At 73.0% G+C, this 16,662-nt stretch carries 16 protein-coding genes; 7 read left to right on the top strand and 9 right to left on the bottom strand.

Annotated elements, in window-relative coordinates; genetic code table 11:
- Positions 1–78: 78 nt before the first annotated feature.
- Positions 79–294 carry a hypervirulence associated TUDOR domain-containing protein gene (locus ACFP3R_RS11935; protein WP_380635502.1) on the top strand — a complete coding sequence of 72 codons (216 nt, stop codon included), beginning with the start codon at positions 79–81 and terminating at the stop codon, positions 292–294.
- 18 nt (positions 295–312) lie between these two features.
- Here ACFP3R_RS11935 and ACFP3R_RS11930 read toward each other — a convergent pair whose 3' ends face one another.
- Positions 313–2,814: a glycoside hydrolase family 65 protein gene (locus tag ACFP3R_RS11930; RefSeq protein WP_380635500.1), complete on the bottom strand. Its 2,502-nt coding sequence runs from the start codon at positions 2,812–2,814 to the stop codon at positions 313–315.
- Positions 2,814–3,530: an HAD family hydrolase gene (locus ACFP3R_RS11925; protein WP_380635498.1), complete on the bottom strand. Its 717-nt coding sequence runs from the start codon at positions 3,528–3,530 to the stop codon at positions 2,814–2,816. Before ACFP3R_RS11925 ends, ACFP3R_RS11930 begins: the two co-directional genes overlap by 1 nt.
- 70 nt (positions 3,531–3,600) lie before the next feature.
- Between ACFP3R_RS11925 and ACFP3R_RS11920 the strand changes: the two genes are divergently transcribed.
- On the top strand, positions 3,601–4,908 hold the full coding sequence (locus tag ACFP3R_RS11920) for an NAD(P)/FAD-dependent oxidoreductase (RefSeq protein WP_380635497.1): 1,308 nt from the start codon (positions 3,601–3,603) through the stop codon (positions 4,906–4,908).
- 36 nt (positions 4,909–4,944) lie between these two features.
- Here ACFP3R_RS11920 and ACFP3R_RS11915 read toward each other — a convergent pair whose 3' ends face one another.
- From ACFP3R_RS11915 to ACFP3R_RS11905, 3 genes are all read right to left on the bottom strand, one after another.
- Entirely contained in the window at positions 4,945–5,265 is a 321-nt protein-coding gene (locus tag ACFP3R_RS11915) for a DUF3140 domain-containing protein (RefSeq protein WP_380635494.1), read from the bottom strand.
- A 223-nt stretch (positions 5,266–5,488) separates the two neighbouring features.
- A complete protein-coding gene (locus tag ACFP3R_RS11910) occupies positions 5,489–6,097 on the bottom strand; it encodes an SRPBCC family protein (RefSeq protein ID WP_380635560.1) in 609 nt (202 codons plus the stop codon).
- 5 nt (positions 6,098–6,102) lie between these two features.
- Positions 6,103–6,447: an ArsR/SmtB family transcription factor gene (locus ACFP3R_RS11905; protein ID WP_380635557.1), complete on the bottom strand. Its 345-nt coding sequence runs from the start codon at positions 6,445–6,447 to the stop codon at positions 6,103–6,105.
- 119 nt (positions 6,448–6,566) lie between these two features.
- On the opposite strand from ACFP3R_RS11905, the gene ACFP3R_RS11900 reads away from it, so the two are divergent.
- The 3 genes from ACFP3R_RS11900 to ACFP3R_RS11890 all read left to right on the top strand — a co-directional run bounded on the left by ACFP3R_RS11900 (position 6,567) and on the right by ACFP3R_RS11890 (position 10,051).
- Entirely contained in the window at positions 6,567–7,214 is a 648-nt protein-coding gene (locus tag ACFP3R_RS11900) for a hypothetical protein (protein WP_380635491.1), read from the top strand.
- 1,359 nt (positions 7,215–8,573) lie between these two features.
- A complete protein-coding gene (locus ACFP3R_RS11895) occupies positions 8,574–8,738 on the top strand; it encodes a hypothetical protein (RefSeq protein ID WP_380635490.1) in 165 nt (54 codons plus the stop codon).
- Positions 8,739–8,767: 29 nt separating this feature from the next.
- On the top strand, positions 8,768–10,051 hold the full coding sequence (locus tag ACFP3R_RS11890) for a sunset domain-containing protein (protein ID WP_380635488.1): 1,284 nt from the start codon (positions 8,768–8,770) through the stop codon (positions 10,049–10,051).
- Between the two features lie 270 nt (positions 10,052–10,321).
- On the opposite strand, the gene ACFP3R_RS11885 is transcribed toward ACFP3R_RS11890, so the two are convergent.
- The 3 genes from ACFP3R_RS11885 to ACFP3R_RS11875 form a co-directional block, all read right to left on the bottom strand.
- A complete protein-coding gene (locus tag ACFP3R_RS11885; RefSeq protein WP_380635486.1) occupies positions 10,322–11,188 on the bottom strand; it encodes a MerR family transcriptional regulator in 867 nt (288 codons plus the stop codon).
- 234 nt (positions 11,189–11,422) lie between these two features.
- Entirely contained in the window at positions 11,423–12,421 is a 999-nt protein-coding gene (locus tag ACFP3R_RS11880) for a C40 family peptidase (protein WP_380635484.1), read from the bottom strand.
- A 113-nt stretch (positions 12,422–12,534) separates the two neighbouring features.
- The gene (locus ACFP3R_RS11875; protein WP_380635482.1) at positions 12,535–13,410 is read right to left on the bottom strand and encodes a PfkB family carbohydrate kinase; all 876 of its coding nucleotides are present in this window, start codon (positions 13,408–13,410) and stop codon (positions 12,535–12,537) included.
- Between the two features lie 125 nt (positions 13,411–13,535).
- Here ACFP3R_RS11875 and ACFP3R_RS11870 point away from each other — a divergent pair, with 125 nt between their 5' ends.
- Positions 13,536–14,828 carry a lytic polysaccharide monooxygenase gene (locus ACFP3R_RS11870; RefSeq protein ID WP_380635480.1) on the top strand — a complete coding sequence of 431 codons (1,293 nt, stop codon included), beginning with the start codon at positions 13,536–13,538 and terminating at the stop codon, positions 14,826–14,828.
- Positions 14,813–15,382 carry a hypothetical protein gene (locus tag ACFP3R_RS11865; RefSeq protein ID WP_380635479.1) on the top strand — a complete coding sequence of 190 codons (570 nt, stop codon included), beginning with the start codon at positions 14,813–14,815 and terminating at the stop codon, positions 15,380–15,382. The genes ACFP3R_RS11870 and ACFP3R_RS11865 overlap by 16 nt, the downstream gene beginning before the upstream one ends.
- A 25-nt stretch (positions 15,383–15,407) precedes the next feature.
- On the opposite strand, the gene ACFP3R_RS11860 is transcribed toward ACFP3R_RS11865, so the two are convergent.
- A complete protein-coding gene (locus ACFP3R_RS11860) occupies positions 15,408–16,448 on the bottom strand; it encodes a LacI family DNA-binding transcriptional regulator (RefSeq protein ID WP_380635477.1) in 1,041 nt (346 codons plus the stop codon).
- Positions 16,449–16,662 lie beyond the last annotated feature (214 nt).

Here is a 16,662-nt window from a genome sequence, read left to right as displayed (position 1 = left end):
CCGTTTCGCCTGGTCCCCGGGGGTACCCCTCAGAGGCCGGATGATTCGGACGCCGGATGACCCGATGGGAGAGAAGTCATGGCCGAACAGTTCCGCAAGGGTGAGGACGTGGAGTGGTCGAGCCACGGCTCGACCACCCACGGCGAGGTCCAGGAGGAGATCACCTCGGACACCGAGGCGGCGGGTCGGCGGGTGAGGGCGTCGGAGGACGACCCGCAGTACCGGGTGCGCAGCGCCAAGAGCGGGCGCGACGCGGTGCACAAGCCCTCCGCGTTGCGCCCGCACGACGACTGACGCCCCGTCCCGGTCACCTCACGACCGGGACCCCGGCGGGGTGCGGCGCTTCGGGGCCCGGTGCCGGGGCTGGCTGATCTCCGGCGGCTCCGGCGGGTCCGGGATGGACAGCACGACCGGCTCGCCCGGCGCCACGGTGACCTCCTCCCCGTGGTGCGAGGTGTGCAGCGCGTCCCCGGACAGCACCCGGTAGGTGGCCCGGCCCGGCTCGACCTCCACCGCGAGCAGCGTGCCGCGGAAGGTCAGCCGGAACGCCAGCCCCTCCAGGCCCGGTGGCAGCCGCGGCGCGAACGACAGCGCGCCGTCGTGGTCGCGCATCCCGCCGAACCCGGCGACCAGCCCGATCCACGCGCCCGCCAGCGACGCCATGTGCAGTCCGTTGTGGACGTTCTTGTGCAGGTCGTGCAGGTCGGTGAACGCCGCCTCGGCCAGGTAGTCGTAGGCCAGCCGCAGCGCGCCCACCTCGGCCGCCAGCACCGCCTGCGTGCCCGCCGACAGCGACGAGTCGCGCACCGTCCGCGCCTCGTAGTAGGCGAAGTTGCGGGCCTTCTGCTCCGGGGTGAACGCGTCGCCCCGCACGTGCATCGCCAGCACCAGGTCCGCCTGCTTGACCACCTGCTTGCGGTACAGGTCGAAGTAGGGGTAGTTCAGCATCAGCGGGTACTCGTCGGGCTCGATCCGGTCGAAGTGCCACGCCGCGTGCGAGGTGAACCCCTCGGCCTGCTCGTGCACCCCCAGCAGCTCGTCGAACGGCACCAGCATCCCGTCGGCGGCCTTGAGCCAGGCCGCGGTGTCCTCGGCGGTGACCCCCAGCCGCTCGGCCACCTCCGGGTGCCGCCCGCACGCCTCGACCGCGTTGCGCAGGTTCCGCTGCGCGATCAGGTTCGTGTAGGTGTTGTTGTCCACCACCGCCGAGTACTCGTCGGGCCCGGTGACGCCGTCGATGCGGAACCCGCCGTGCTGGTCGTGGTGCCCCAGCGACATCCACAGCCGCGCGGTCTCCACCAGGATCTCCGCGCCGTGCTCGCGCTCGAACGCCAGGTCGCCGGTCATCGACACGTACTGCGCCACCGCGTGCGCCACGTCGCCGGACACGTGGAACGCCGCCGTGCCCGCGGGCCAGTACGCCGAGCACTCCGCGCCGTTGATCGACCGCCACGGGAACGCCGCGCCGCCCTGCCCGAGCACCTTCGCCCGCTCCCGCGCCTTGTCCAGCGTGGAGTGCCGCCACCGCAGCGCGTCCCGCGCCGCCTCCGGCAGCGTGCAGGCCAGCACGGGCAGCACGAACATCTCGGTGTCCCAGAACGCGTGCCCGTCGTAGCCGGGCCCGGTCAGGCCCTTGCCCGGGATGGCCCGCGTCTCGCCGCGCACCGCCGCCTGCATGACGTGGAACAGCGCGAACCGCACCGCCTGCTGGAGCTCGTCGTCACCCCGCACCTCCACGTCGGCGGCCGCCCAGAACTCGTCCAGGAACCGCCGCTGCTCGGCCAGCAGCCCCTCCCAGCCGGTCTGCCGCGCCCCCGCCAGCGCCGCCTCCACCTGCGCGCGCAGCGCCGGCACCGACCGCTTCGCCGACCAGCCGTAGCCGAGGTACTTCACCAGCCGCAGCTTCCCGCCCGCCGGCACGTCCACGGCCGCGGTGAACCGGGCCAGGTCGCCCTCGGCGCTGATCTCGGTGCGCACCCCGTCGCCGGTCTCCAGCTCGTGGTCCATCGCGGCGGCCATGCGCAGCTCCGAGTTGCGCGCGTGGTGCGCCAGGATCGCCCGGCCGCCCGCGGCGTGGGCGAAGTCCGCCACCAGCGGGTCCTCCAGCGCCGCCGCCACCCGCGGGTCGTCGCTGTCGTGCTCGACCGGCTCGTTGGCCAGCAGGTCGGACTGCACCACCAGCTGCACCCGCTCGTCGGTCTCCACCTCGTACAGGATCGCGGCGACCGCGCGCTGGGTCAGCGACACCAGCCGCTCGCTGCGCACCGTGATCCGACGGCCGGTCGGCGACTCCCACACCGTGCGGCGGCGCAGCGTGCCCGCGCGGAAGTCCAGCTCCCGCTCGTGCTCGTGGGCCTTGCCGTAGCGCATGTCCAGCGGCTCGTCCTCCACCAGCAGCCGGATCACCTTGCCGTCGGTGACGTTGACGATCGTCTGCCCGTCCTCGGGGTAGCCGTAGCCGGACTCCCCGTACGGCAGCGCGTGCTCCTCGTAGAAGCCGTTGAGGTAGGTGCCGGGCAGCCCGCGCGGCTCGCCCTCGTCCAGCGTGCCGCGCATCCCGATGTGGCCGTTGGACAGCGCGAACACCGACTCGGTGCGGCGCAGCTGGTCCACGGCCAGGCCCCGCCAGCGCAGCAGCCAGGGCAGCACCTCCCAGCCCGCCGACCCCGAGCCGTCGGTGGCGCCCTCGGCCACCAGGTCCTCCGACGCGACGTCGTCGGGGGTGGTCGTCGTCCCGCCGGGCGCGGTCGCGGCCTCGCTCGGCCCGTTCGCCGTGCCGCCCGGCCCACCGCCGGCATCCCTGTCGAACGCCATCAGAGCAGCTCCGCCACGTCGTCGACCACCACGTCCGCCCCGTGCGCGAGCAGCGCGTCCCGCTGCCCGGCCCGGTCCACGCCCACCACGTACCCAAAGCCGCCCGCGCGGCCCGCCCGCACCCCCGCCAGCGCGTCCTCGAACACCGCCGCGTGCTCCGGGGCCACCCCCAGCTCGCGCGCGCCCACCAGGAACGAGTCCGGCGCGGGCTTGCCCCGCAGGCCGTCCCGGCTGATCACCACCCCGTCCACCAGCGACCGGGCGAACCGGCTCAGGTCGGCCGCGTCCAGCACCCTGCGGGCGTTGGCCGACGAGGTCACCACCCCGATGTCCAGCCCGAGCGCCGCCGCCGCCTCCAGGTACCGGACCGTGCCCGGGTACGGCGCCACGCCCTCCTGCCGGATGACCTCCTCCAGCAGCTCGTTCTTGCGGTTGCCCACCCCGTGCACGGTGTCGGCGCCCGGCGGGTCGTCGGGCGCCCCCTCCGGGAGGGTCACGCCCCGCGAGGCGAGGAACTCGCGCACCCCGTCGTAGCGGGGGCGACCGTCCACGAACCGCGCGTAGTCCAGCTCGGTGAAGGGCGCCTGGCCGCGCGGGACCAGGAAGTCGTCGAAGGTGCGCCGCCAGGCCCGGCGGTGCAGCACGGCCGTGCTGGTCAGCACGCCGTCCAGGTCGAACAGGCACGCGGTGATCGCGTCCGGCAATCCAAGGGGCATGTCCCGTGTCTACCCCCTTCCCGTCCGGGGTACCCGTTGTCGTCATCACCGCCGTCGGAGGAGGACCACCATGGGCAAGCCGCGCGTGCTGGTCGTGGGGACGGGATTCGCGGGCTACCACTGCCTGCGCGCGCTGGAGCGCGCGCTGCCGCCCGACGCGGCCGAGCTGGTGGCCGTCAACCCGACCGACTACATGCTGTACGTGCCGCTGCTGCCCGAGGTCGCGGGCGGCTCGCTCGACCCGCGCCGGGTCGCCGTGCCGCTGCGCCCCAAGCTGCCGCGCACCCGGCTCGTGCAGGGCAGCGCCACCGAGGTCGACCTGGGCGCCCGCACGTGCTCGGTGGTCGACGTGGAGGGCCGCGAGCAGGTCCTGGGGTGGGACCGCCTGGTGCTCACCGCGGGCTCCGTCACCCGGCTGCTGTCCATCCCCGGCGTGGCCGAGCACGCGTTCGGGTTCAAGTCCGTCGCCGAGGCGGTGTTCCTGCGCGACCACGTGCTGCGGCAGGTCGAGCTCGCCGAGCAGGCGGACGACCCCGCCGAACGCGCCGCGCGCGCCACGTTCGTGGTGGTCGGCGCCGGGTACACGGGCACCGAGCTGGTGGCGCAGGGGCAGCAGCTGACCAGGTCGGCGCTGCGCGGGCGCACCGGGCTGTCCGAGGCCGACATCCGGTGGGTGCTGGTCGACACCGCGCCCCGCGTGCTGCCCGGCCTCGACGAGCGGCTGGCCGGGCCCGCCGCCGGGGTGCTGCGGGGCCGGGGCGTGGACGTGCGGCTGGAGACCAGTGTCGAGGAGGTCGCCCCCGGCTGCGCCCGCCTCACCGACGGCACGGAGATCCCCACCCGGACCGTCGTGTGGTGCGTCGGCGTGCGGCCGGACCCGCTGGTCGAGTCGGTGGCGGTGAAGACGGAGAAGGGCCGGATCTCGGTCGACCCCACGCTGGCCGTGCCGACCCACCCGCACGTGTTCGCCGCCGGCGACGTGGCGGCCGTGCCCGACGTGTTCAACGGGGGCGCGCCCACCCCCATGACCGCGCAGCACGCGCAGCGGCAGGGCAGGCTGGCTGGCCGCAACGTGGCGGCCTCCCTCGGCCACGGCGCGGTGGGCACCTACCGGCACCGCGACCTCGGGTTCGTGGTGGACCTGGCGGGCGCGCAGGCGGTGGCCAACCCGCTGCACGTGCCGCTCACCGGGCTGCCCGCGAAGGTCGTGGCGCGTGGCTACCACCTGCTGGCCATGCCGGGCAACCGCCTGCGGGTCGCGGTCGACTGGCTCACCGACCTGCTCGCCCGGCGCCAGGTCGTGCAGTTCGGGCTGGTGCCGCAGGCGGGCGTGCGGCTGTCGGACGCGGATCGGGTGCCGGTCGTCAAGCAGTCCTGAGGGGTCGTTCTCCTCGGGTGGGTCCCGGTCAGGCTGTCAGGCGGGCTTGAGCGGGTCGTGGCCGATGGACATCAGCCGGTGCCTCCAGTGGGCCTCGCCGGCGGTGGGCTCCAGGTCGGCGCGGCGCTGCTCGTGCACCCGGTCCACGACCTTGCGCATCACCCTCACGTCCTCGGTGGTCAGGTCGGTGCGGCGCTTGCGCAGCACCCGCAGGACCTCCTGGCCGGTCGGGGTGCCGGCCTGGTCGGGGACGGTCTCGCTGTCCTCGTCCGCGGAGCGGGTGCGCAGCCAGTCCGCGAGTTCGTTCGAGGTCATGTTCACCACGCGGTGGAACTCGTCCCACAGGGTGTCGGTCATGGGGAAGGGGATTGCCGCTCGGGGCGTCCGCGAAACGGACGAGTTCCGAAGAGTTCGCCAGAGTTCGCCGGCCTTGGGGACCCGTTCGTCGGGGCGGGCGCCACGCCGGACCCGACGCAGCGCCCACCCCGTTCCCTCGGCCCTCGTTCCCCGGCCCGGGGTCTTCCCCCGGTCCGGGGTAGTGCCCTCAGCTCGGTTCGTTCTCCCGGCTCGGGTCGTGCCCTCAGCCCAGGTCGGGCGTGAACTGGCCCTTGGCCACGCCGACCGCCTCCGCCAGCGCCTCGGGGGTCGAGGTCCCCTCCGCCCCCACCACGGCGGTCCACAGGTCGATCGACCCCAGGCTGAACTCCTGCGCCTCCCCGGTGGCGGCCATGGCCACGGGGTCGACGTCCTCCTCCACCTGCCCGGACAGGAACAGGGCGAGGCCCAGCAGCCCGCCGTCCCACCCGGGACCCACGTAGAGCGCGCCCGCGCCGCCGGCCACCATCTCCGGCGGGACGGTGTGCTCCAGCTCCACCGTCGTCCGATCGCCCTCCGGGGTCAGCCGCACGTGGACGATCGACGTCTCACCGCCGAAGGTGACCTTGAGCAGCTTCGGGGGAGCGCAGGTCAGGATCTCGCCGCCCGCGTTGCCCTCCAGCTGGAAGTTCCCGCCCTCCCGCAGGTCGCCGCTGATCGGCATGAACCAGCGCCGCAGCCGGTCGGGGTCGGTGATCGCCTCCCACACGTCCTCGGCCGTCGCCTCGTAGGTGCGGCGGAGCAGCACGCCCACGACCTGCTGCCCGTCGTCCTTGCTCAGCTCGCGGCCGATGGCCTTGAGGTGGTCGGCCATGTCGATCACTCTTGGTCCTCCTTGAGTCGTCTCTCACGCTTGCCACGCGCGAGTTCGGTGGCCAGCGCGTCGAGGTGCCCGCTCCAGAACCGGCGGAACCGGTCGAGCCACTCGTCCACCTCGCGCAGCCCCTGGGAGTCCACCGCGTAGAGGCGGCGGTTGCCCTCCACGCGGACCTGGGCGAAGCCGTGCTCGCGCAGCACCCGCAGGTGCTGGGAGACGGCCGGCTGGGAGATGCCGAACTCCTCGCGGACCACGTCCGTGACCGCCCCGGAGGCCAGCTCACCTTCGGCGAGCAGCTCCACGATGCGGCGCCGAACCGGGTTGCCGAGAACGTCAAAAGCGTGCACGACCTGCATCTTTCAACTTGAAACTTATATAAGTCAAGACTTGGGACTCCAAAATTGTCGGTGGTAGGTGGCAACATCTTCGAACGGGTGTTCGGTACGCGTTCGAAGGGAGCTGTGCGATGCGAGTTCGACTTGATCCCCGTCAGTGGCCCGGCCGTGTCATCCCAGAGACCGACACCGAGATCGACACGGCGGTCGAGGCGTTCTGCCTCCGCGCGAACTGGACGGACGCGAACCGCGCCGCCCTGCGCCGCGTCGCCGAGCCCTGGTTCACCGAGGGGTGGTGCGTCGACGCCCTGCTGGCGGCGGTCGACCGCAGGCCCGACGGCACGAAGCAGGGTAGCCCGAGGAACCGCGACCAGGTAGCGCACGACTTCCTCCGTGCGCGGCTGAGGTCGTGGTGGGAGGGGGGCGCGCGCAGGGCGCGCCCCCCCGTGCCGGGCATGACGCTGGGCGCGTGGTGGCGCATCAACCGCCGCAACACGCGCCTGACCCAGCCCAAGCAGGCCCGCCCGCTCAGCGCGGCCGGCACGCTGGCGCGGGAGCAGTCGCGCGAGCGCGTCAGAGCCCGGTTGAAGGACCCGGTCGAGCGGTCGAGAGAGCTGGCACGGCGCAGGCAGGAGGTCCTGGACAGCCTCCTGGTACCCGGCCTGGCACCCCCCACCTTCGAGGACTCCAAGCGGCTGCTGGCGGAGATCCAGGTGCCGGCCCACCCGGTGTGCAGCAGGTGCGGCTGCCGGCAGGGGGTGCTGCCGTCAGCGGCTTGAACAGCGGGAACGCCACCCCCGCCGTCGGTTGCCCCGGCTCCGCCGGTGCCACCACCGGAGGCGCCACCCCCGTCGGCACCTGCCCCGTCGGCACCCTCGGCCCCGGAGTCCACCTCGGGGCCGGCGCCGAACACGATCGAGTGATCATCGGCAGAACATGTACGAAAACAGGGGCCTCGATCATCGGTTAGAAGAACACGGAGCCCCCGAACCACCCACCCCCAGCCGACCACCCACCCGCCCCGTCCACCCACCGTTCTCCCACCCATCACGCCAACCCCACTCCTAGACCAAATCCCCGCCAACCGCCCGGCCCGAGCCCCACCGCCACCACCCGACCCGGCCCGACCTCGAACCAGACCAGAACGGGAGACCCCGGCCAACGCCAACCCCGACCCTACGGACCACCCCGACCACCCACCGCCCCACCAACAGCACCACACAAGCAGCCCGGCCGAAGCGTCACCACCGGAGCACCACCACCGGCCCCCAGCCCCACCGGCCCCGGCCAGCCCGCCCCGCTCCACCGCTCCACCGCCCGACCTGCCTCGCCCAACTCAGCCTCACCCAGGCTGTCGGCCCACGGAAGACGTCCTGGGACGCGGTGGCTGATGCAGGCCGGCACGCCCGCCCCCCGGGCAAGCTGTCGAAGCTGCCTGATGCGGCCCTCCCAACCCTGATCCGCCGCGACGCCGTCTCGCTCGCGCTGGGACCACTCGCATCGAAGTCGCCCGCGCCCGCCTTGCCCGCGCCCGCCTTGCCCGCGCCCGCCTTGCCCGCGCCCGCCTTGCCCGCGCCCGCCTTGCCCGACGCCGAGAAAGTCAGGCGCAACCGGCCTTCCCCAGCCCTCGCCCTTTGGCCTGCCTCACCTCCGCATCCCCGCTGGCCCGGTTGCGGCCTGTCTCGTCGTGTTGGCTTCGTTGCTGCGCGTTGCCCGCGCCGTCCTGCGCAAGATCACCTTTGCGGTCGCTGGTCGCCTGAACGTGGGATGAAGGGCGGGATGAGGTCACCTGGTCAGGTGAAATGCGCCCTCCCGTCGTGCGGATACGGGGAGTGCTGGTGGTGCCTGGGCGCCGGCTTCCGGTAGTAACGCCCGGTGTTGAAATCCCGGACTTGGCGAGTGTGGCTCGTCGGGGATGCTCGTGATGATGCCGAGCGGGAGGCGTTGGTCGGCGCGGGTTGTGGTGAGGTCGGGCCCTATCGCGTGACGGATCTGATCAGCGGCGGCTTGCGCTTCGAACCTGGCGGCACCAACTGGCAAGGGCAGGGGCACGGGCCGGTCCTGGTCAACTGCGTCGGACGGTTGCTGCTGGTCAAGTCCTTCTCGACGGTCACCCTGGTCGGGCATGCCTCCGCTGAGTGCCCGACGCCTACCTCCTGGCCTCCGCCCGCGCCGGGGTGGTGCGTGACCTCTTCGCCGCCCGAGGGGTGCGCCCCGACCGGATGAAAACCTCGGTCAGTGTCGACGCCGCACCGGAGAACTCGGACCCGGTCACCCGCCAGGTCGACGTTCTGGTCAACTAGTCCCCCGCCCGCAGCTCTGAGGAGTGCCAGTGTCCTGGTTGTTCACCCAGTCGTTCATCCTCTGCGCATTGGCGTTCGTCGCCGGGGCGGTCCTCACCTGGCTGCCGCTGCGCGCCACCATCCGCAAACTCCGGGCCGAGAACGCCCACGCCCACCAGGCCGCCCAACCCGCTCTCTCCGCAGCCGAACCCACGGCACTCGTGATCACCGACCTCGATCAGGCACGGGCGACGGACGAAGCGCTGGAAACCGACCTCGCGAAGGTCGGCTCGGAGGCCATCGAGCCGGAAGCAGTTGGGGTTGGGGTTGGGGTGGAGGGGGCGAAGACCGGGGGAGTGGCGACCGGCGGTGGCACTGCGGAGGGGGCTACCGCAACCGACCAGGAGACGCTGCGTCCCACGGCGATCAACCTCGGGACGACCTGGACGGTGTCCAACCCCGCTACAGAGGATTCCAAGCCCTTTGTGATTTCAGTGCAGAACGAAAAGAAGGTTGAGGCGTCCAGCGAGGTGGTCGAGGCGTCCGGTGCGGTGATTGAGGCGTCTGGCGTGGTGGTGGACGACCCGGCAACCATTGAGTTCCCGAGGCAGGTGGAGCCCTCGAAGGAAGCGGAGGAACCGCAGGGGGTGGGGGCACCGGCAGGGGCGGAGGTGCCGGCGGAGGAGCAGCCGCTCACGAAGGCGGAGGGTCTGGAGGCTCCGCAGTGGCTGAAGGACCGCCTGGAAGGCAGAGGGGAAGAGCGGGGCGAGGAGGAGGCCGGGGAAGCGTCGGAAGTTGCGACGTCGCGGCCGCAAACCGAACCGGTCAACGGGGACGAGGCCGCCGGTCAGCCGGTCAACGGGGACGAGACCGTCGGTCGGGAGGAACGCCCGGGTGTGGCGGTGTCGGCAGGTGACTCGCACCGTTCCGACTCGGAGCCGTCACCGAAGGTGGCGAAGGCGGCAGTGTTGACGGCAGCGGCGACGACGGCAGCGGCAACCGTGGTGGAGGCGACGACGGCAACGGCAACGGCAACCGTGGTGGAAGCGACGACGGCAAAGGCGGCACCCAAGGCCGCGACCGTCAAGACCGCCAAGGCCGCAACGGCCAAGGCCGCGAAGGCGAAGGGTCAGAAGGTCGCCCCACCCGCCCTGGTCAAGTGCAACTCCAGGTCCATGGTCTTCCACACCCCGGCCTCCCCCTACTTCAACCGCATGAAGGGCGACGTCACCTTCACCACCCCCGAGGAGGCCGAACGCGCCGGCTACACCCGCTGGTCGCCGAAGCCCAAGACCGCACCGGACCCGACCCCCAAGGCCGGCGCCAACCGATAGCCACCGGCCACCACCGGCGGCCGATCCGACCACCTCACCCCCGCCGGTGGTGGCGCCGTGAGATCAACACCCACAACTCGCGCCCACCTCGTCGCCCCATACTCGCGCGGCATGTGGAAGAACAACGCTGTCCAGCCCGCGACACAGGGCATGGAGTTGCCGGTCCCACGATTCGGTGACCGGCGGGCATAGGCGGGCCAGCTCTGGCACGGGGATCACATCCCCCGTCAGCCTCGATGTCGGATCGGTCGTCCCCCAACCCGAATTCGTTCAAGATCGGTTCAACTCCAGAACCGCCTCCACCGCCTCGCCCAACGTCCACAACCGCCGAGCCCCGGCCGGCACCTCGTTCCACCCGGCCCCGCCGACCAGCACCGCGTGCCCCCGCGCCAGGAGTTCGGCCACCGGCGCGGCTTCGGCGAGGGACCGTTCGTGCGCCCACAACATCACTGAACCGGGTGACAACAGCTCCGCCGCGTCCAGCAGCGCCCCGGCCGGGACCCGCGCCCCGAGGTTGCGCGACGCGCACCCGCGCTCGGCCAGTGCCGCCGCCAGCACGTCCACCGGCAGGGTGTGCTGCTCGTCCGGCGCGCACGCCAGCAGCACCGGCAACCGCCCGGAGAGCGCGACGGTTGCGGTGCCGCGCAAGGCGTCGAGGACGCTCGCCGTCGCCAGGTGCTCGACTTCGACGCCCCGGCCCCGGGTGATCACCCGCTCGCCCAACGCGACCAGGAACGGCGCCAGCACCGACTCCCACGCGTCGACCACGCCGCGCTGCTCCACCAACTCCAGGACCAGCGCTCTCATCAGCGGCGCGTCCAGGCGGGCCGCCGCGCGAGCGAAACCGCGCCCCTCCGCCGAACCGCCCACCGCGAGGGCCTTGGGTCCGCCGCCGGCCCGGGACCTCGCGGGCGGGGACGAGCCCAGGGCGATGGTGGCGGCCGCGGCGGGCGCCATGCCCTGGGCGGTGAGTTCGAGCATCCGGCGCAGCCGGGTCACGTCGGCGGGGGAGTAGCGGCGGTGCCTGCCCTCCTCGCGGGTGTCCGGGCCGAGCCCGTAGCGCCGGTCCCACGTGCGCAGCGTGGTCGGTGAGATGCCCAGCATCCGCGCGACCGCGCCCGCGCTCCACTGCTCCACGCGTCTCCCGCCTGTGCGGATCGGTGCTGAACCGAATCATGGTAACGAGGACGCGTGGCACACGCCCGGAATCGCCAGGAAGGGGTCGGCTGGCGGGGTCGGCTGGGAAGGGCTGGCGGAGGTCGGCTGGGAAGGGCCGGTGAGGGAAAGGGCCGGCCGAGAGGCGGCCGGCGAGGGCCGGCCGGGGAGAGGCAGCCAAGGAGAGGCAGCCGGGAAAGATCAGCCGGGAAAAGATCAGCCGACCACGCGGCGGATCACGTCGACCGGCCCGATCGACTCGATGTCCTGGACCTTCACCGGCACGCCCTCGGTCGAGGCGTGCACGGCGCGCAGCCCGTCGATCGCCATGGCCACGTGCGTCTGACCGCTGTAGTAGATGATCAGATCACCGGCCCTGACCTCGTTGCGCGACACCCCTCGCCCGACCTTGGCCTGCCCGTACGTGGTGCGCGGGATACTGATCCCCACCGACCGGTAGGCCGCCTGCATGAGGCTGGAGCAGTCCCACGAGTTCGGCCCGTTCGAACCGTAGACGTAGGGCTTGCCCCGCTCGCCCAGCGCGAACGCCAGCGCCTGCCCGGCCGCACCCGCGGGCACCGGGATCGGGCCCGTGTCGCCCGCGTTGTTCAACGCCCGGCGCTCGGCGTCGCCCAGCGAGCGGTACGCCTCGCGGGCCTCGTCGATCTGCCGGTCCAGCGCGCCCTTGCGCTGGTCGATCTCGCCGATCGCCTGGTTGGCGCTCGTCGCGGCCTCGGTGGCGCGCCGCGCGGCGTCGGCGGCCTCGTCGACCGCCTCCTCCAGGCCCCGCAACGCCTCGGCGTTGTCGTGCGCCAGCACGCCGAGCGCCGACATCCGGTTGAGGAAGTCCTGCTGGGACTCCGACACCAGCAGCGCGGACAGCTGGCTGAACCGCGCGCCCTGGAACGACGCCTCGGTGAGCAGGTCGACCTGCCCGCGCAGCGCCTCCTGCGCCTCCTCGGCGGTGGCGATGTCGCGGTTGGCCTGGTCCAGCGCGCCCTGCGCCCCGGTCAGCGCCTCCTGCGCCCGCAGGTGCTCCTCGTTGAGGGCCTCGGCCTGCGTGGACAGGTCGTTGTACCGCTTGAGCGCGTCGGAGGCGTTGGGCGGCACGGGGTCCGCCCCGGCGTGGGGCAGCGGCAGGGCGCCGACCAGCACGGCGACTGCGGTGGCCGCCACGGCGGCGCGAACGGTGCGCTGGGCGGGGTTCGACGCCACGGTCTCGCGACCCTCCTCGTAACCGGACCTACCCCGAACGGGTGACCCCGTTTCGGTCTCGGACAGGTTACGGAACCGCGGGACCGCCGTCCACCGGGGCCCGTCCGGGCCCGTCAGCGTGCCAGGCCGGTCAGGTCGGTGCGCCCACCGGGGTGGTCGACGGCGCGCCCGGAGGCGGCGGTGGCGAGCTTCCCGGCCTCCTCGGGGTCGTCGCCGCGCACCAGCGCCACGGTCAGCGCGGCCACGAACGCGTCCCCGCCGCCGGTGGTGTCCACGACGTGCTCCCCGGTCAGCGGCACCACCGCCGAGCCGCCCTCCCAGACCAGCGCGTTCGCCTCGCCGGGGACCTCCAGCGCCACCACCGACGGCCCGCGCGCCAGCAGTTCCCGGCCGGCCGCCAGCGCGTCCCGCGCCCCGTCGATCGAGCGGCCGGTCAGCTGCTCGGCCTCGGTGTGGTCGGCCCGCAGCACGTCCGCGCGGGCCAGCAGGGCGTCCACCTCGCCGCCGGGCACGCCGTCCAGCACGACCAGGCCGGTCGCGGCGCGGGCGGCGGCCAGCGCGGTCCCGGCGGGCTGCTGGAGCTGGATCACCACGGCGTCGGCCGCGGCCAGTTCCGCCGACGCCGCCGCCACGTCGGCGGGGGTGACGAGGGTGGCCTCGGGGATGTCCTCCAGGTAGCGGTACCGGCCCTCGCAGACGACGTCCACGACCAGGGCCGTCCGGGTGCCCGTCCGCTGCGCCACCGCGCCGGTCGCCACCCCGTCCGCCGCGAGCGCCTCGACCAGGAGGCGGCCCTCGCGGTCGTCCCCGACGACACCGAGCAGCACGACCGACGCCCCGAGCTGGACGGCGTCGCGGGCGATGTTGGCGCCCTTGCCGCCCAGCACCTCGCGGCGCTCGGACACCGTGGTGCTGCCGCCTTCCCCCGGCACCTCGGGCACCACCAGGACGAGGTCGCGCGCCACCTGGCCGATCACCGCGATCCGCATGGTTGACCGGTACCCGGCGACCACCAGTTGAAACGGAGCGTTGACGACGGGTCACCGGAAATGCGATCGTAATTCTGGGAGCGCTCCCAGTTACCAGGTCACCGTCGATCTGAATGGAGACATCCGTGCGACTCAAGCGCACCGGGGCGTTGGTCGCCGCCGTGCTCGGCGTGGTCGGGGTGACCACCGTGTTCGTCCAGAGCGGCGTCGCGGTGGCCCACGGGTCCATGACCTACCCCGCCAGCCGCACCTACGCCTGCTACGAGGACGGCAGGCTCGGCGGCAACGGCGACCTGAACCCGACGAACCCGGCGTGCGCCGCTGCCGTGCAGCTCGGCGGCAAGCAGCCGCTGTGGGACTGGTACGGCAACCTGATCAGCCAGGCCGGCGGTCGCCACCGGGACCTCATCGCCGACGGCGACCTGTGCGGCCCGACCACCAAGTACGACGCCTACAACCTGGCGCGCGCCGACTGGCCCGTGACCAACCTCCAGGCGGGCGCGCGGATCACCTTCAAGTACAACGCCTGGGCGCCCCACCCCGGTCGCTGGGACCAGTACGTCACCCGGGACGGCTTCGACGTCACCCAGCCGCTGAAGTGGTCGGACCTGGAGCCCGCGCCGTTCGACAGCGTCACCAACCCGCCGCTGGGCAGCGGCGAGTACGCCTGGAGCGGCACCCTGCCCACCAAGTCCGGCCGCCACGTCATCTACTCGATCTGGCAGCGCAGCGACAGCCCCGAGGCGTTCTACAGCTGCTCGGACGTGAACTTCAGCGGCGGCGGCAACGGCGGTGACACCCGGGCCCCGAGCGCGCCGGGCACGCCGACCGCGACGGCGACGGCGAACTCCGTGTCGCTGAGCTGGGCCGCGTCCTCGGACGACACCGGTGTGGCCTCCTACCAGGTGTTCCGGGAGGCGGGCGCGAACGACGTCCAGGTGGCCTCCGGCTCGGGCACCACGGCCACGGTCACCGGCCTCACCGCCGACACCGCCTACCAGTTCTACGTGGTGGCGCGGGACGCGGCGGGCAACACCTCCACCCCGTCGGCGGTCGTCTCGGTCCGCACGAGCGGCGGCGGCACCGGCACCCCGCCGGGCACGTGCTCGGTGACCTTCGGCGTGGGCAGCTCGTGGTCCGGCGGCTTCACCGCCAATGTGTCGGTGCGGAACACCGGTGCCACCGCGGTCACCGCGTGGGAGCTGGTCTGGGACGTGCCCTCCGGTCAGGGCATCACCCAGGCGTGGTCGGCGCAGGTCGCCGTGTCCGGCGGCAGGGCCACCGCGAAGGGGGCCAGTTGGAACCAGGACCTCCAGCCGGGTCAGTCGGTGAGCTTCGGGTTCAACGGGACGTCGCAGGGAACGCCCGCCACCCCGACCGGCTTCACCCTCAACGGCGCTTCGTGCGCCACGGCCTGATGTTGGCGCGCTGCGCGGCCCTGGCCGCGCTCCTGGTGGGGTCGGTCGCCTGCTCGTCCGGGGCGACCGGCTCCACCGGCTCCACCGACCTGGCGGCCAACGCACTCGGGCCGCCCCTGGCGAACCCGGTCGAGGTGGCCGACTGGGTGCACGAGAAGACCGGGCAGTGCGACGAGGCGCAACCGCGGACGATGGAGGAGTTCCACGACTTCGTCGGCCCGCTGCGCGCCGCGCTCTACGCGCCGTACGTGACGGAGTGGGCGACGTGCCAGGCGGGGCCGTACGAGCGGCTGGGGCTGGTGGTGTTCCGGCGCGACGGGCTGGGTGACTTCCAGCGCGCCTGGCAGGGGGCCCTGTCGAGCGGCGAGGTCCTGGACGACCCGGACTTCGGCTTCGGCAACGGCTTCGCGCTCAGCGGCACGCTCGGCCTGGAGCTGCTGGGCCTGCACCAACTGCGGTGCACCCCGGTGACCCCCGACGACGAGGTGGGCCACACCGTGGCCGCCGAGGCGGAGGGCTGCGTCTACACCCAGGCGCCGGGTCACCACCACTGAGGGGGAGGAAGGTAAAGACGGCTCGTCAGCGCGGCGGTGCGGTGCTCTGCCGCACCACGAGCGTGGTGGCAAGCTCGATTCGGCGGTGTTCGGGCTCTTCACCACGCGCCAGCGTGATGGCGAGACGGGTGCCCGCCGCGGCCATGTCCTGCAGCGGCTGCCGGACCGTGGTCAGCGGCGGGCCCACCCACTGGGCGACCGGGAGGTCGTCGAAACCGATGACGCTCAGGTCCTCGGGCACGCGCAGGCCGGCGGCGCGGGCGGCCTCGTAGACGCCGAGCGCCTGGAGGTCCGAGCCCGCGAACACCGCGGTGGGCGGCGTGGTCAGCTCCAGCATCTGGGCGAACTGCGCGCGGCCGGACTCCACGTGGAAGTCGCCGTAGCGGACCAGGGTCGGGTCGACCGCGAGGCCCGCGGTCTCCAGCGCGGCGCGGTAGCCGTCCACCCTGGCGCGGCTGCACAGCACCCGCTCCGGGCCGCCGATCATGGCGATCCGGCGGTGCCCCAGCTCGATCAGGTGCCGGGTGGCGGTCAGGCCGCCGTTCCAGTTCGTGGCGCCTATGGACGGCGTCTCCAGCTGCGGCTCGCCGATCGGGTCGACCACCACCACCGGGATGTCGCGGGCGCGCAGCTTCGCCAGCTGCTGCGAGGTCAGGTCGGAGAACACCGAGATCACCGCGAGCGGCTTGCGGGCGATCACGCCCTCCAGCCAGCCGTGGCCCGGGGTGAGCCGGCCCTGGGACTCGCTGAGCACGAGCGCCAGGCCGTTCTCGGCGGCCACCTGCTCGGCGCCGCGGATGATCTCCAGCGCCCAGGCGCTCTCCAGCTCGTGGAACATCAGCTCCACGAGGTTGGACCGCCGCGACCGCTCGTCCGACCGCCTCTGGTAACCGTGGCGGCGGATGATCGCCTCGACCTTTTCCCGCGTGTGCGGTGCGACGTCCGCCCGGCCGTTCATGACCTTCGAAACTGTCGGTACCGACACCCCGGCCTCGGCGGCGATGTCCGCGATGGTGATCTTGCTCGTGGCGGTGCCATCCGGGGTTGGCTGGGCTTTCGTCGGCATGGGCCGCAGTCTACGGCAGCAGCACCGGGAGAAGTCCGGTCAATGTGGTGATCGGGGAGCGGTGTGGCTCACTCTGCGGGATACATAGTGGCCGAAATTGTCGAATTGCTTTTCGAAAGTGTCAATGCGCGCGGCGGGGCGTGGCCGTCGGGAGAGAGGTTGAACGGCCACGCCCCTGGCGCGCGGGGCCCCGCGCCGCCGCGGGGCCGGTGCG

It is taken from the genome of Saccharothrix lopnurensis, from assembly GCF_042658445.1.
Classification (GTDB): Bacteria; Actinomycetota; Actinomycetes; order Mycobacteriales; family Pseudonocardiaceae; genus Actinosynnema; species Actinosynnema lopnurensis.
This window is presented reverse-complemented; position numbering and strand designations above follow the sequence as displayed.